This is a genomic window from Limnohabitans sp. Hippo4 (genome assembly GCF_003063605.1).
Classification (GTDB): Bacteria; Pseudomonadota; Gammaproteobacteria; order Burkholderiales; family Burkholderiaceae_C; genus Limnohabitans_A.
Genome location: NZ_NESE01000003.1, coordinates 33898 through 46445, shown reverse-complemented (window position 1 = coordinate 46445; position 12548 = coordinate 33898). Strand labels below are relative to the sequence as shown.

At 54.9% G+C, this 12548-nt stretch carries 12 protein-coding genes; 7 read left to right on the top strand and 5 right to left on the bottom strand.

The genetic code is table 11. The annotated features are described in order from the left end of the window. Positions 1 to 1800, top strand: a complete 1800-nt coding sequence (aspS, locus tag B9Z46_RS09210; protein WP_108255932.1) for an aspartate--tRNA ligase — start codon at positions 1 to 3, stop codon at positions 1798 to 1800. Positions 1801 to 1872: 72 nt separating this feature from the next. Here aspS and B9Z46_RS09205 read toward each other — a convergent pair whose 3' ends face one another. Then, positions 1873 to 3078 (bottom strand): class I SAM-dependent methyltransferase, encoded by a 1206-nt coding sequence (locus B9Z46_RS09205; RefSeq protein WP_108255930.1) that lies wholly within the window; start codon positions 3076 to 3078, stop codon positions 1873 to 1875. Positions 3079 to 3157: 79 nt separating this feature from the next. Between B9Z46_RS09205 and nudB the strand changes: the two genes are divergently transcribed. From nudB to B9Z46_RS09175, 6 genes are all read left to right on the top strand, one after another. After that, positions 3158 to 3625 carry a dihydroneopterin triphosphate diphosphatase gene (nudB, locus tag B9Z46_RS09200; protein WP_108255928.1) on the top strand — a complete coding sequence of 156 codons (468 nt, stop codon included), beginning with the start codon at positions 3158 to 3160 and terminating at the stop codon, positions 3623 to 3625. Between the two features lie 2 nt (positions 3626 to 3627). Beyond that, complete coding sequence (locus B9Z46_RS09195) at positions 3628 to 4404, top strand: endonuclease/exonuclease/phosphatase family protein (protein ID WP_108255926.1); 777 nt, start codon at positions 3628 to 3630, stop codon at positions 4402 to 4404. Next, positions 4401 to 5630, top strand: coding sequence for a cardiolipin synthase ClsB (clsB, locus tag B9Z46_RS09190; protein ID WP_055359868.1), 1230 nt, complete (start codon positions 4401 to 4403; stop codon positions 5628 to 5630). The genes B9Z46_RS09195 and clsB overlap by 4 nt, the downstream gene beginning before the upstream one ends. 93 nt (positions 5631 to 5723) lie before the next feature. Next, entirely contained in the window at positions 5724 to 6437 is a 714-nt protein-coding gene (folE, locus tag B9Z46_RS09185; protein WP_055359869.1) for a GTP cyclohydrolase I, read from the top strand. Between the two features lie 2 nt (positions 6438 to 6439). Beyond that, positions 6440 to 6862 (top strand): BLUF domain-containing protein, encoded by a 423-nt coding sequence (locus B9Z46_RS09180; RefSeq protein WP_108255924.1) that lies wholly within the window; start codon positions 6440 to 6442, stop codon positions 6860 to 6862. Beyond that, positions 6849 to 7715, top strand: coding sequence for a DUF429 domain-containing protein (locus B9Z46_RS09175; protein WP_233245971.1), 867 nt, complete (start codon positions 6849 to 6851; stop codon positions 7713 to 7715). Before B9Z46_RS09180 ends, B9Z46_RS09175 begins: the two co-directional genes overlap by 14 nt. 2 nt (positions 7716 to 7717) lie before the next feature. Here B9Z46_RS09175 and B9Z46_RS09170 read toward each other — a convergent pair whose 3' ends face one another. The 4 genes from B9Z46_RS09170 to gpmA all read right to left on the bottom strand — a co-directional run bounded on the left by B9Z46_RS09170 (position 7718) and on the right by gpmA (position 12468). Next, positions 7718 to 9379 (bottom strand): SulP family inorganic anion transporter, encoded by a 1662-nt coding sequence (locus tag B9Z46_RS09170; protein ID WP_108255922.1) that lies wholly within the window; start codon positions 9377 to 9379, stop codon positions 7718 to 7720. A gap of 48 nt (positions 9380 to 9427) precedes the next feature. Continuing rightward, positions 9428 to 10183, bottom strand: coding sequence for a HesA/MoeB/ThiF family protein (locus tag B9Z46_RS09165; protein ID WP_108255920.1), 756 nt, complete (start codon positions 10181 to 10183; stop codon positions 9428 to 9430). Between the two features lie 6 nt (positions 10184 to 10189). After that, positions 10190 to 11638, bottom strand: coding sequence for a S41 family peptidase (locus B9Z46_RS09160; RefSeq protein WP_108256439.1), 1449 nt, complete (start codon positions 11636 to 11638; stop codon positions 10190 to 10192). 86 nt (positions 11639 to 11724) lie between these two features. After that, complete coding sequence (gpmA, locus tag B9Z46_RS09155) at positions 11725 to 12468, bottom strand: 2,3-diphosphoglycerate-dependent phosphoglycerate mutase (protein ID WP_055359873.1); 744 nt, start codon at positions 12466 to 12468, stop codon at positions 11725 to 11727. Between the last annotated feature and the right edge of the window lie 80 nt (positions 12469 to 12548).

The window sequence follows — 12548 nt, the reverse complement described above, 5'->3', positions numbered from 1 at the left end:
ATGTCTATGCGTTCACACTACTGCGGTCTTGTCACCGAAGCCCTGATGGGCCAAACCGTCACTTTGTGCGGTTGGGTCAATCGCCGTCGTGACCACGGTGGCGTGATCTTCGTCGACGTGCGTGACCGCGAAGGCTATGTGCAGGTGGTGTGCGACCCCGATCGCGCCGACATGTTCAAAACCGCTGAAGGCCTCCGCAACGAGTTTTGCATTCAGATCAAAGGCTTGGTCCGTGCGCGCCCCGAAGGCACCACCAACGACAACCTCAAAAGCGGCAAGATTGAAATCTTGTGCCACGAACTGACGGTGCTCAACCCCTCGGTCACGCCGCCTTTCTTGTTGGACGACGACAACCTGTCTGAAACCACTCGCCTCACGCACCGCGTGCTGGACCTACGCCGTCCCTACATGCAAAACAACCTGATGCTGCGTTACAAAGTGGCCATGGAAGTGCGCAAGTTCTTGGACGAGAACGGCTTCATCGACATTGAAACCCCCATGCTGACCAAGAGCACGCCCGAAGGCGCGCGCGATTACTTGGTGCCAAGCCGTGTGCACGATGGTCAGTTCTTTGCGTTGCCCCAATCGCCTCAGTTGTTCAAGCAATTGTTGATGGTGGCCGGCTACGACCGTTACTACCAAATCACCAAGTGCTTCCGCGATGAAGACTTGCGCGCCGACCGTCAGCCCGAATTCACGCAGATTGATATTGAAACGTCCTTCTTGGGCGAGCAAGAAATCCGTGACATGTTCCAGGGCATGATCAGCAGCGTGTTCAAGAAGGTTTTGAACATTGACCTGGGCACCTTCCCTGTCATGGCTTACGCCGAAGCCATGCACCGCTTCGGCTCAGACAAGCCCGACTTGCGCGTCAAGTTGGAGTTCACAGAATTGACCGACATCATGGGCGATGTGGACTTCAAAGTGTTCAGCACACCTGCCACAACGCCTGGTGGTCGTGTGGTGGCCTTACGCGTACCCGGTGGTTCTGACATCAGCCGCGGCGAGATCGATGGTTACACCGAATTCGTCAAAATTTACGGCGCCAAAGGTTTGGCCTGGATCAAGGTCAACGAAGTGGCCAAAGGCCGCGACGGTTTGCAAAGCCCTATCGTGAAGAACTTGCACGATGCCGCCATTGCCGAAATTCTGAAACGCACCAACGCACAAGACGGCGACATCTTGTTCTTCGGTGCCGACAAAGCCAAAGTGGTCAACGATTCAATCGGTGCTTTGCGCCTCAAAATTGGTCACAGCGAATTCGCCAAAAAATCTGGCTTGTTCGAAGACCGTTGGGCGCCAATGTGGGTGGTCGATTTCCCCATGTTCGAGTACGACGACGAGTCACAGCGTTACACCGCCGTGCACCACCCCTTTACAGCGCCCAAAGACGGCCACGAAGACTGGATGGTCACAGCCCCCGAGAAGTGCATTGCCAAAGGCTATGACATGGTCTTGAATGGTTGGGAAATTGGCGGTGGTTCTGTGCGTATTCACCGCGCCGACGTGCAACAAAAAGTGTTTGATGCTTTGAAGATCACACCCGAAGAAGCCCAACTCAAGTTTGGCTTCTTGCTCGACGCTTTGCAATACGGCGCGCCACCTCACGGCGGCTTGGCCTTCGGTTTGGACCGCATCATCACCTTGATGACCGGTGCCGAGTCCATCCGCGACGTGATTGCCTTCCCCAAAACACAACGTGCGCAGTGCTTGCTGACCCAAGCCCCCAGCCCTGTGGACGAAAAACAATTGCGCGAATTGCACATTCGTGTGCGCAACCCCGAAGCCGTCAAGGCTTAAAGCAAAAAGGCCGCATCAGCGGCCTTTTTTCATGAGGGCATGTTGCCCACGTTCTGCTTTAAATTGGGTAGATTACTTGGCAGCCAGGCGCCACAAAGAAGTGAGCTCTGCAGCACGAGCGGCATGCAAAGGATCACTTTGATCTTGAACTTTCTTGTGCTCGGCTTTGGTGTCGAGTTTGCCAATCACCTTCAAGCCGCCCTCTGCAATCCACGCTTCGAGTTCTGCGCGAGTTCGCAAACCCAAATGCTCCGCCAAGTCTGACAAGATCAACCAGCCTTCGCCCTTGGGTGCAAGGTGCGCTGCCAGTCCTGCCAAGAAGCCCTTGAGCATGGCGCTGTTTTCATCGTAGATGGCCCGTTCAATGGGGGCGCTGGCACGTGCGGGCAACCAAGGGGGGTTGCAGACGATCAGGGGTGCTTTGCCATCTGGAAAGAGGTTGGCTTGTACCAATTCAACTTTGTCTTTCAGGCCCAAGCGCTGGATGTTGTCTTTGGCACAAGACAAGGCACGCGGATCGAGATCGGTGCCCACCACGCGTTTGACGCCTCGCTTGGCCAAAACGGCAGACAGCACGCCTGTGCCCGTGCCAATGTCAAATGCCAATTCGGTGCTGGGCAAAGGCGCGTCGGCCACCAACTGAATGTACTCGCCGCGCACGGGTGAGAAAACGCCATAGCTGGGGTGAATGCGGTTGTGGGGCGCGCTGCCCAGGGCAGAAATTTCCATGCCCTTTTGATGCCATTCATGCGCACCCACCAGTCCGAGCAATTCACGCAAAGAAGTGACGCAGCCTGTGGTGCCTGCGGGGCCCCAAGCTTCCTTCATCGCTTCGCGCCAATCGGGCGCTCGGCGCAGGCTGATCTGTCGGTCTGGATTGACTTGAATCAAGATCATGCTCAAGGTGCGCGCGCGCTGCGATTGGGCTTGGCGGTGCAAATGGAAATTCTCTTGGGGGGTGTGCGTCACCTCAGGATGGGTTTTGGACGCTCGACGCACTTTTTTAGGCGCATCGCAACGGCGTGCCAAAGCTTGCAGCAACAAGCGGGCGTTCTGGAAGTCACCTCGCCACAGCATGCCGGTTCCGGCACAGGCCAAGCGGTAAGCGCTGTCGGCACTGAGGGTGTCATCGGCCAAGACAACCCGTTTGGGAGCAGGCGCGCCGCGTTCGCTGCGCCATTCATCCTGACAGTCATGGCCATTTTCTTGCCAAGTCAGTTGGGTGGCAGAAGCGCTCAAGGCCACTGGAGAGGAGGGGGTTGTTTCTGAACGGTGCATGGGGTGATCATAGGCGTTTCATCAAGCTGTCTGTGAAAGTGCAGCTTGAACCTGAAAGTTCATGCAGAATGTTCATGCAATGAGTGCCAGTTCCTACAAAATTCCTGAGTCTGTCTTGGTGGTGATTTACACCGCCCAAGCCGATGTCTTGCTGATTCGCCGCGCCGATGCGGGCACTTGGCAATCGGTGACAGGAAGCAAAGATGCTGTCCATGAAACTTGGGAAGAAACGGCGCGCCGTGAAGTGATGGAAGAAACAGGCTTAGACGCTTTGCACCCCCATTTGAAATTGACCGATTGGGGACTAGAAAACACCTACGAAATTTACCCGGCTTGGCGATGGCGTTATGCGCCCCATGTCACGCATAACCGAGAGCGTGTGTTTGGCTTGGCCTTGCCCCACAGGCTGCCAGTTCAACTCAGCCCAACAGAACACACCGAGCACCAATGGCATGCTTGGCGTGATGCCGCAGACCTTTGCTTCTCGCCGTCAAATGCCGAAGCCATTTTGATGTTGCCACACTGGATGGCACAGGATGGCGCTTAACCATGCCCACTGAAAAGCCAGCCTTTTTGAAAGTGGCCACCTACAACATCCACAAGGGTGTACAAGGTTTGGGGCCAGCGCGACGTTTGGAAATCCACAACTTGGGTTTGGCCATTGAGCAGTTGGATGCGGACATCGTGTGCCTGCAAGAGGTCAGAAAAGTCCATCGCCGAGAAGAGAAATACTTCAAGCATTGGCCGGAGTTGCCACAAGCAGAATTTTTAGCGCCACCTGGTTATGAGGCGGTCTATCGAACCAATGCGGTCACTCGTCATGGGGAACACGGCAACGCTTTGTTGTCGCGCTGGCCAGTCGTCTCGCATCGGCATGAAGACATCTCAGACCATCGCTTTGAGCAGCGGGGTTTGTTGCATGTGGAGGTTCAGGTGGGGGATGCCAGAGCGGCACACAGCAGTCCCACTGCGCCCATCTCTGTCCATGTCATCGTGGTGCATCTAGGCTTGATTCCGGCCAGCCGTGTGCGCCAAGTCGCGCAATTGCACAAGTACATTGCACGTGAAGTGCCTGAAGATGCCCCCTTGTTGGTGGCGGGCGATTTCAACGATTGGGGTACCCGCATCACACGCATGATGCAGCGCGAAAGCTTGCACGAATGGCCAACCGATGCGCAGCCCACTTACCCCTCTCGCTTGCCCATGGTGCAACTCGATCACGTCTACGCCAGAGGCTTAACGCCAGTGAGTCAAATGGTCCCGCATGGCAAAATTTGGCAACGCATGTCTGACCATTTGCCCTTGGTCGCAAAGTTTGAACGATGAAAAACCGTCCCCCTTTGCACGATGGCCATCAAATCAAGTTGTTGAAGGGTGGCGCAGAGTTTTTTCCAGAGCTGATTCGGGCCATTGATGCTGCCCGTTCGCACATTCACCTCGAAACTTATATTTTTGACTTTCACGCAGCGGGTGCGCTGGTGGCTGCAGCCTTGGAGAGGGCTGGCCGAAGAGGGTTGAGGGTGTGGGTGGTGGTGGACGGTGTGGGGACGCCTCGTTTGAGCGAAGAGTGGCGAGCTCGATTCGATGAATCTGGTGTGGTGTGGCGTGTTTACTCCCCGCTTGGGACCTTGGGCCTTTTGATCCCCAGTCGATGGCGACGCTTGCATCGCAAACTGTGTGTCATCGATGGTCACTTGGCTTTCTGTGGCGGCATCAATGTCTTGGACGATTGGCATGACCCTTATTACGGGGCTTTGAAATCACCTCGTTTGGATTTTGCCGTTTGCGCCACAGGTGCGCTGGTGCAGCAAGTGCAAGAGACTACGACGCAACTGTGGTGGCGCATGCAAGCCGTTCGACATGTGCGACAACAAAACTTTCCGGAGGCATTCAGCTCATTCAGGGCCGCTGGTGTGCATCTGCCATGGTTACAAGATGCCCAAGCGGCGCAAGGTCAGAGTTGGGTGGCGCGAGCTGGCTTGCTGCTGCGAGACAACGTGTTGCATCGCAGTCAAATTGAAAAGGCCTATCGGCGTGCCATTGGCATGGCGCGCCACGACATTGTGATGGCCAATGCCTATTTCTTGCCGGGCCGCAAATTGCGCCAAGCGCTGATTCACGCGGCTCAAAGGGGTGTTCGGGTACAACTCTTGTTGCAAGGGCGGTACGAGTACTTCATGCAATACCACGCTGTCCGACCGGTTTACCGTCAATTGATGGCCGCAGGGGTTGAGATTTACGAATACACCGAGAGTTTTTTGCACGCCAAAGTGGCCGTCATCGATGCGCATCATGCCCATCCTTGGGCCACCGTGGGTTCTTCCAACCTCGACCCCTTTAGCTTGTTGTTAGCCCGCGAAGCCAATGTGGTGGTGGTCGATGGGTTTTTTGCCAAGCAATTGCACGAAGCTTTGAGCCAAGCCATTGAGACGGGCAGTCAACGGGTCGTCGCAGAGGCGTTGCTGACGCGCTCAAAGCTTCAGCGCGGCATGGACTGGGTGGCCTTTGGCTTGATGCGTTTTGCAATTTGGCTGACAGGAAATCGTTACTGAGCACCTCGGCATGCCCTGTTGTTGCCAAGCCCTACACCTTGCAATGGCATCAATCACTGGTAGGATCAGGGTTTGACTTTTCAAAAAACGCTTATGAATGCACCCGTCCATTTAAACGCTGAGGACATTGGTACGCCGGTTTCCGTGAAGATTCGCGAGCGCATCAAGGCTGCGCGCAAACGATTCAATGCCAACGACAACATCGCTGAGTTCATCCAGCCCGGTGAGTTAGATCATTTGCTCGACGAAGTTGCAGGCAAAATGCAAACGGTGTTGGACAGCATGGTGATCGACACGCAAAACGATCACAACACCCAAGACACAGCGCGGCGTGTGGCCAAAATGTATTTGAAGGAAGTCTTCAAAGGCCGCTATGTTGAAGGCCCCGAAGTCACAGAGTTTCCCAATGCCGAGCATTTGAACGAACTCATGATTGTGGGCCCCATCACTGTGCGCAGCGCTTGCAGCCACCACCTGTGCCCTGTCATTGGTCAAATCTGGATTGGCGTCTTGCCGAATGAACACACCAACGTCATTGGCCTGTCCAAGTACGCTCGTTTGGCCGAATGGATCATGGGACGTCCTCAAATTCAAGAAGAAGCTGTGGTTCAGTTGGCTGATTTGATTCAGCGCAAAACACAACCCGATGGTTTGGCTATCGTGATGGAGGCCAGCCACTTTTGCATGGGCTGGCGGGGTGTCAAAGACATGGACAGCAAAATGATCAATTCGGTCATGCGCGGTGTGTTCTTGAAAGACGCCAACTTGCGCCGTGAATTCTTGTCATTGATCCCCAGAAAGGCCTGAACATGTTGGTCCGTTTACTTTACGCCAGTCGTGCGGTGGATGCTCACCCCGATGTCATTGAATCCATTTTGGCGCAGTCTCGACAGTTCAACCCCAGCACTGGCATCACAGGCATTCTGGTTTACGGCGGCGGTATCTTTTTGCAGGCCATCGAAGGTGGTCGTGAAGCCGTCAGTGACCTCTATGGCCACATTCAAAAAGACGCGCGTCACAAAGATGTGGTCTTGCTGCATTACGAAGAAATTTCAGAGCGCCGCTTCAGTGGTTGGACCATGGGCCAAGTCGATGTGGCACGTGTCAACACCAGCATCTTGCTCAAGTACTCCGAGCGTGCAGAGCTCGACCCCTACAGTGTCTCTGGTTCAGTTTCTCTGGCATTGCTGGAAGAACTGATGGCCACGGCTTCCATCATTGGGCGCGCCTGATCTTTCTGCCTTGTGTTTGCTGGGATGCGATTTTTCAAGCAGCCCCAGCAAGCGCAAACCCATCGTGGTGGCATTGGGTGCCGTGCACCGAGGCAGTGTTCAACTGAAGCAATTGCAACAGTTTGAAACCCTCTCATCGTTTCAAGAATTCCTTCAACAACCTGCGCCCGATGGTCAGCCCTGTGTAGGCGGTTTTGATTTGCCCTTTGGCTTGCCCAGAGAATGGGTAGAAGCTGTTCACTGGCCAAGCACCTGGCCTGAATGCATGGACCGCTTTGCCGCCCATTCGCGCGAGGAATTGCGGCAGTTGTTCAAATCTTTCTGCGATGCCAGGCCGGCAGGGTCGAAGTTTGCGCATCGCAAGACAGATCTACCTGCGGGGTCTAGCCCCTCCATGAAATGGGTCAATCCTCCTGTGGCTTGGATGATGCATGCAGGTGTGCCTTTGCTGCGGCAAGCTGCTTGGACCTTGCCTGGCCTGCAGACAGGGCGGCCCGACTGTGTTGCTTTAGAAGCCTACCCAGGTTTGCTGGCGCGTGAAGTGGTGGGGCACAGAAGTTACAAAAGCGACGACAAACAAAAACAAACGCCTGAACGGTGGGTGGCACGCAAAGACATTTTGCACGCCCTTGACATGGCGCAAACGCGCTTGGGTCTTCGCTTGAAACTGAGTGCTTCACAGCACGACACTTTGTTGGCCGATGCATCGGGCGACAGCTTGGATGCGGTGCTGTGCATGGTGCAAGTCGCTTGGGCTGCAACGCAACACGCTGCGGCTGAAGCGGCTGGGCAACTGGCCAACTATGGCTTGCCCAATTTTGATCCACTCGAAGGCTGGATTGTGAGTGCCTGAATTTAAATGGCCATGCCTGAAATGTCGTCGGGCAAGGCTTGCAAGGCGCGCAATGCGTTGACGGCCTCAATGTCGGTGCGGTACAACTTTACGCCGTCTTTGCCATCTAACTCGCCTGCCAAACGCAGTGCTTTTTCAACGGGCAGTTTGATGCCGCTGATGTGCAGCTGGATGTGAGCTTGTGTCAATTGCTTGCGCAACTGCTGCATGGTTTCGACGCCCGTGGCATCGATGCGATTGATGGGCTGTGCAAACAAGCACACATGTTGAATGTGCGGCAAATCACGCAATTTTTCAGTGATGTATTTTTCAAAGCTGCTGGCCGCAGCAAAGTCGAGCTCGGCATCCATGCGCAAAGCAAGCACATCGGACGTGATGGCGGGCAGTTGCCAAAGGTGACGATCGCGCAGGCTGCCATCTTCATGCAGGCCCACTTCGATGATGCGTGGATGAAGACGCGTATGCAAAAAGTGGCTCAGGCCCATCAGCACCCCAGCCAATACACCCCAATAAATTCGAGGCGTGCTGAGCAGTGTGATGGCAAAGGTCAGGCCAGCCGTGATGGCTTCAATGCGTGATATGTGCCAGAGCTTCACAAAAGCTTTGGGTTGAATCAAACTCGAGACAGCCAAAATCACAATGGCCGCCAACACCGCTCGCGGCACATGAAACAAGGCGGGTGAAGCAAACACCGCCAAGAGCACAAAGGACGTGGTGCCGATCACGGCCCACCCAGTTTTGGCGCCTGATGCCAAACTGATGGCGGACCTGGAAAACGAGGTACTGGTTGCAAAACTGCCGCAAAGCGCAGAAGTGATTTTGGCCAGTCCTTGTCCAATCAAATCTTGGTTCTCTTGCCATAAGGTGCCGTCTTTTTGATTTTCAGTTTTGGCGCTTGAAGCAGCCTCCAAAAAACTCACCAAGGCGATCAACACCGCAGGCCCCGCCAACATGCCCAGCTCGGTCCAAGTGATCAGAGGCGGTAGCGAAAGTTCGGGCAAGGACGTTGGCAAAGCGCCAATCACTGTGCCACCTTGTTCGGCAAAACCGATGGCATAGCTGATGACCGCAGACGCGGCCACCACCAACATGATGCTGGGCCATTTGGGCAACCATTTTTTGGCGGCAAAGAGGGAGGCCAGGCTGATCAGTCCAAATGCCAGATCTGACACTTGCACAGAGCCGCCTGCTTGCCAGCCTGTGATGGCGGGCAATTGAGAGGCCATGACCAACAAACCTGCAGCTTGTGTAAATCCCATCATGACGGGCGAGCTGATCAGGTTGAGCAGCCAGCCATAACGCATGATGCCCATCAGCAATTGCAAGGCGCCCGCAATGAGTGCCAACCAAACGGCCAAGTGCACCCAATGTGAACTGGCCGGTTGCGCCATGCCAGCCAGCGACGCACTGATGAGAACGCAGGTGAGGGCGGAGGGGCCAATGGACAAACGGGTTGACCCACCCCACATCACGCCCACCACAGCTGGCAATAAAGCCGCGTAGAGACCGGTGACCAAGGGCATGCCCGCCAACGCGGCGTAGGCCACCGATTGCGGCACCATGAGCAGGGCCACCGAAAAGCCGGCGAGCCACTCTTGTCGAAACAGCTGAGCGCTTAAGCGCGGCCACTTGAGAAAGGGCAACCAAGCTTGGAGAGAATTCATGCGGCAATCATAGAGGCATTTACCTGCCGAGGACCTTCAGGCAAACGCTTAGCGGCGCAAGCTGCTGCACACAGGGCAATGGGCTTGGCGATGTGTTTGAAGGGTTTGCCATTCCATGTGTTGCGCATTGAACATCATCAGTTGTCCGCGCAAACTGCTGCCCATACCACTCAAAATTTTGAGTGCCTCGGTGGCTTGCAAACTGCCGATCACGCCAACCAGCGGTGCCAGCACGCCCATGGTGGCGCATCGGGTTTCTTCAAAATTTTGAGTCGGCGGAAACACACAGGCGTAGCACGGTGACTCGGTGTGCTGTGTGTCGTACACCGCCAATTGGCCATCAAGACGCAAGGCAGCGCCAGAGACCAGGGGTTTGCCATGCGTCACACATGCCAAGTTGATGGCGTGGCGTATTTCGAAATTGTCGGTGCAATCCAGGATCACATCGGCTTGGGGAACCAAGCTGTGCAACAAAGTGGCATCAGCCTTCATGGCATGTGTGCTGATGTGAACATCGGGATTGATGGCGCTCATGGCGGCACGCAGCGATTCAACTTTGGCTTGGCCCACACGTGCCTGTGTGTGCGCAATTTGGCGCTGCAAATTGGTGACATCTACGTGGTCATTGTCCACCAGGCTGATGCGGCCTACGCCTGCGCTGGCCAAATACAAAGCAACTGGAGAGCCTAAGCCACCCGCACCAATGATGAGTGCATGCGATGCGTTCACTCGCTCCTGCCCTTCAACACCCCATTCGTCCAGCAGAATGTGGCGCGAATAGCGCAGGAGTTGGTCGTCCCTCATGGGCGCTTACTTGTCTTTTTTCTCTTCTTTGCGCGCGGCCAAAGTGGCGCTCACTTTGACGGGCAAACCTTTGAGTTGGTTCAAGGCTTGGTTGAGTTGGAAGTCTTTGTCGGAGCCAAACTCAGGGGGTCGTCTTTCGGACTGTGGTTTTTTGGCTTCTGCTTCCAATTTCTTCAGCGCTTCTTCACGTGCCTTTTGGCGCTCTTCGTTTTTCTTCTCGGCTTCTTGGCCATTGCCCAAATGCTTTTCCAAATCTTCTTCACGTGTACGCAAGGCTGCAAACACATTGCCGTTCTCGGTTTCGTCCAGCATCACGTCGGGCAAGATGCCTTTGGCTTGGATGGAGCGACCACTGGGTGTGTAGTAACGCGCTGTGGTGAGTTTCAATGCGGTGTCAGGACCCAGTTGGCGCACCGTCTGCACGGAGCCTTTGCCAAATGTTTGGCTGCCCATGACCACAGCGCGTTTGTGATCTTGCAATGCACCGGCCACAATTTCGCTGGCTGAAGCAGAGCCTTCATTGACCAACACCACCAGCGGTACTTTTTTCAACTGACCTTGGGTGTTTTGGGTGAGTCGCTGAATGGGATCGACATCGGCACTGCGGCGCCAAAACTGCGGCGCTGCTTTGTAGACAAACTTGCTTTCTTCCAACTGGCCGTTGGTGGACACCACCGTGGCGTTTTCTGGCAAGAAAGCGGCAGACAAGGCCACTGCTGCATCGAGCAAACCACCGGGGTCGTTGCGCAAATCAAGCACCAAGCCTTTGAGCTTGGGTTCTTGTTTGTACATGTCTTCTATCTTCTTAGAAAAGTCTTCGACGGTGCGTTCTTGGAACTGAGACACCCGAATCCAACCGTAACCAGAATCCAAAAGTTTGGCTTTGACCGATTGTGTTTTGATTTCTTCCCGCACGATGGTGACGGTGAAGGTGCGGCTCTCGTCTTTGCGGAAAATGGTCAAGAGCACTTTGGTGTTGGGCTCGCCACGCATGCGTTTCACCGCATCGTTCATGGACAAGCCTTTGACGAAAGTGTCGTCAATCTTGGTGATCAGGTCATTGGTTTTGAGGCCAGCCCGGTCTGCGGGAGAACCTTCAATGGGTGACACCACTTTGACCACACCTTCTTCTTGGGTGATCTCAATGCCCACGCCGACGAATCGACCGGATGTGCCTTCGCTGAATTCTTTGAAGCTTTTCTTGTCAAAATATTGAGAGTGGGGGTCGAGACTGGCGACCATGCCCGAGATGGCTTCAGTGATGAGTTTTTTCTCATCCACAGCTTCGACGTAGTCGCTTTTCACCATGCCAAACACGGCAGCCAATTGCTGCAACTCTTCGAGTGGCAAAGGCGCAAACGCGCCTCGTGCCGTGGTTTGCAAGGACACCGTAGTGAGTGCACCCGCCAAGGCGCCCACGCTTAACCAGCCCACTATTTTCAATTTTTGACCCATGTTCATTGACCCAGAGGGTCTCCTTTTGAACCAATATACACCCTGACGCCCAAGTTTGGAGGCATCAGGGATTGTCTTGGTGGTAATTAGGCCTTGCCTTGGCTGGCCACAGCCGCTGCCGCTTTGGCGGCTGCTTCGGCATCACCCAAATAGTATTTTTTGACAGGCTTTAAATTGGCATCGAGCTCGTACACCAATGGGATGCCATTGGGGATGTTCAAGTTCACGATGTCGTCGTCTGAAATGTTGTCCAAGTACTTGATCAGTGCTCGAATGGAGTTGCCGTGGGCGGCCACCACCACGCGCTTGCCTGCTTTGATGGCAGGTGCCATGGACTCGGTCCAAAAAGGCACCACACGCGCCACCGTGTCTTTGAGGCATTCGGTCAATGGCACGTCTTGGGCGTTGATCTTGGCGTAACGCAGGTCACCACGTTCGCAGCGGGGGTCTTGCGGCTCCAAAGCGGGTGGCGGCGTGTCAAAACTGCGGCGCCAGACCAAAACCTGATCATCGCCATACTTTTTGGCAGTTTCAGCTTTGTTCAAGCCTTGGAGCGCACCGTAGTGACGCTCGTTCAAACGCCAGCTGTTGTGCACAGGCAGCCATTGGCGGTCCATGGCATCCAAGGTGTGCCACAGCGTGTGAATGGCGCGCTTTAAGACGCTGGTGTAGGCCAAGTCAAACTCATAGCCTTCGGCTTTCAGAAGACGACCAGCGGCTTTGGCTTGTTCAATGCCGGTGGGGGTTAAATCAACATCGGTCCAGCCAGTGAAGCGATTTTCTAAATTCCAAGTGGACTCGCCGTGGCGAATGAGAACGAATTTGTACATGGTGAAAGGTTTAATCAGAGAGGACAATACGGTTTTCCGTTCGCCATTTTAGAATTCGAATCTGGCGTGCGGCCGTGAAA

What these genes read in the sequence shown, in the direction of transcription:
- folE (WP_055359869.1), top strand. Translation starts at nt 5,724, where the DNA reads ATGAATGCACCCGTCCATTTAAACGCTGAGGACATTGGTACGCCGGTT.
- nudB (WP_108255928.1), top strand. Translation starts at nt 3,158, where the DNA reads ATGAGTGCCAGTTCCTACAAAATTCCTGAGTCTGTCTTGGTGGTGATT.
- B9Z46_RS09180 (WP_108255924.1), top strand. Translation starts at nt 6,440, where the DNA reads ATGTTGGTCCGTTTACTTTACGCCAGTCGTGCGGTGGATGCTCACCCC.
- B9Z46_RS09195 (WP_108255926.1), top strand. Translation starts at nt 3,628, where the DNA reads ATGCCCACTGAAAAGCCAGCCTTTTTGAAAGTGGCCACCTACAACATC.
- clsB (WP_055359868.1), top strand. Translation starts at nt 4,401, where the DNA reads ATGAAAAACCGTCCCCCTTTGCACGATGGCCATCAAATCAAGTTGTTG.
- B9Z46_RS09170 (WP_108255922.1), bottom strand. Translation starts at nt 9,379, where the DNA reads ATGAATTCTCTCCAAGCTTGGTTGCCCTTTCTCAAGTGGCCGCGCTTA.
- B9Z46_RS09160 (WP_108256439.1), bottom strand. Translation starts at nt 11,638, where the DNA reads ATGGGTCAAAAATTGAAAATAGTGGGCTGGTTAAGCGTGGGCGCCTTG.
- aspS (WP_108255932.1), top strand. Translation starts at nt 1, where the DNA reads ATGTCTATGCGTTCACACTACTGCGGTCTTGTCACCGAAGCCCTGATG.
- B9Z46_RS09205 (WP_108255930.1), bottom strand. Translation starts at nt 3,078, where the DNA reads ATGCACCGTTCAGAAACAACCCCCTCCTCTCCAGTGGCCTTGAGCGCT.
- gpmA (WP_055359873.1), bottom strand. Translation starts at nt 12,468, where the DNA reads ATGTACAAATTCGTTCTCATTCGCCACGGCGAGTCCACTTGGAATTTA.
- B9Z46_RS09165 (WP_108255920.1), bottom strand. Translation starts at nt 10,183, where the DNA reads ATGAGGGACGACCAACTCCTGCGCTATTCGCGCCACATTCTGCTGGAC.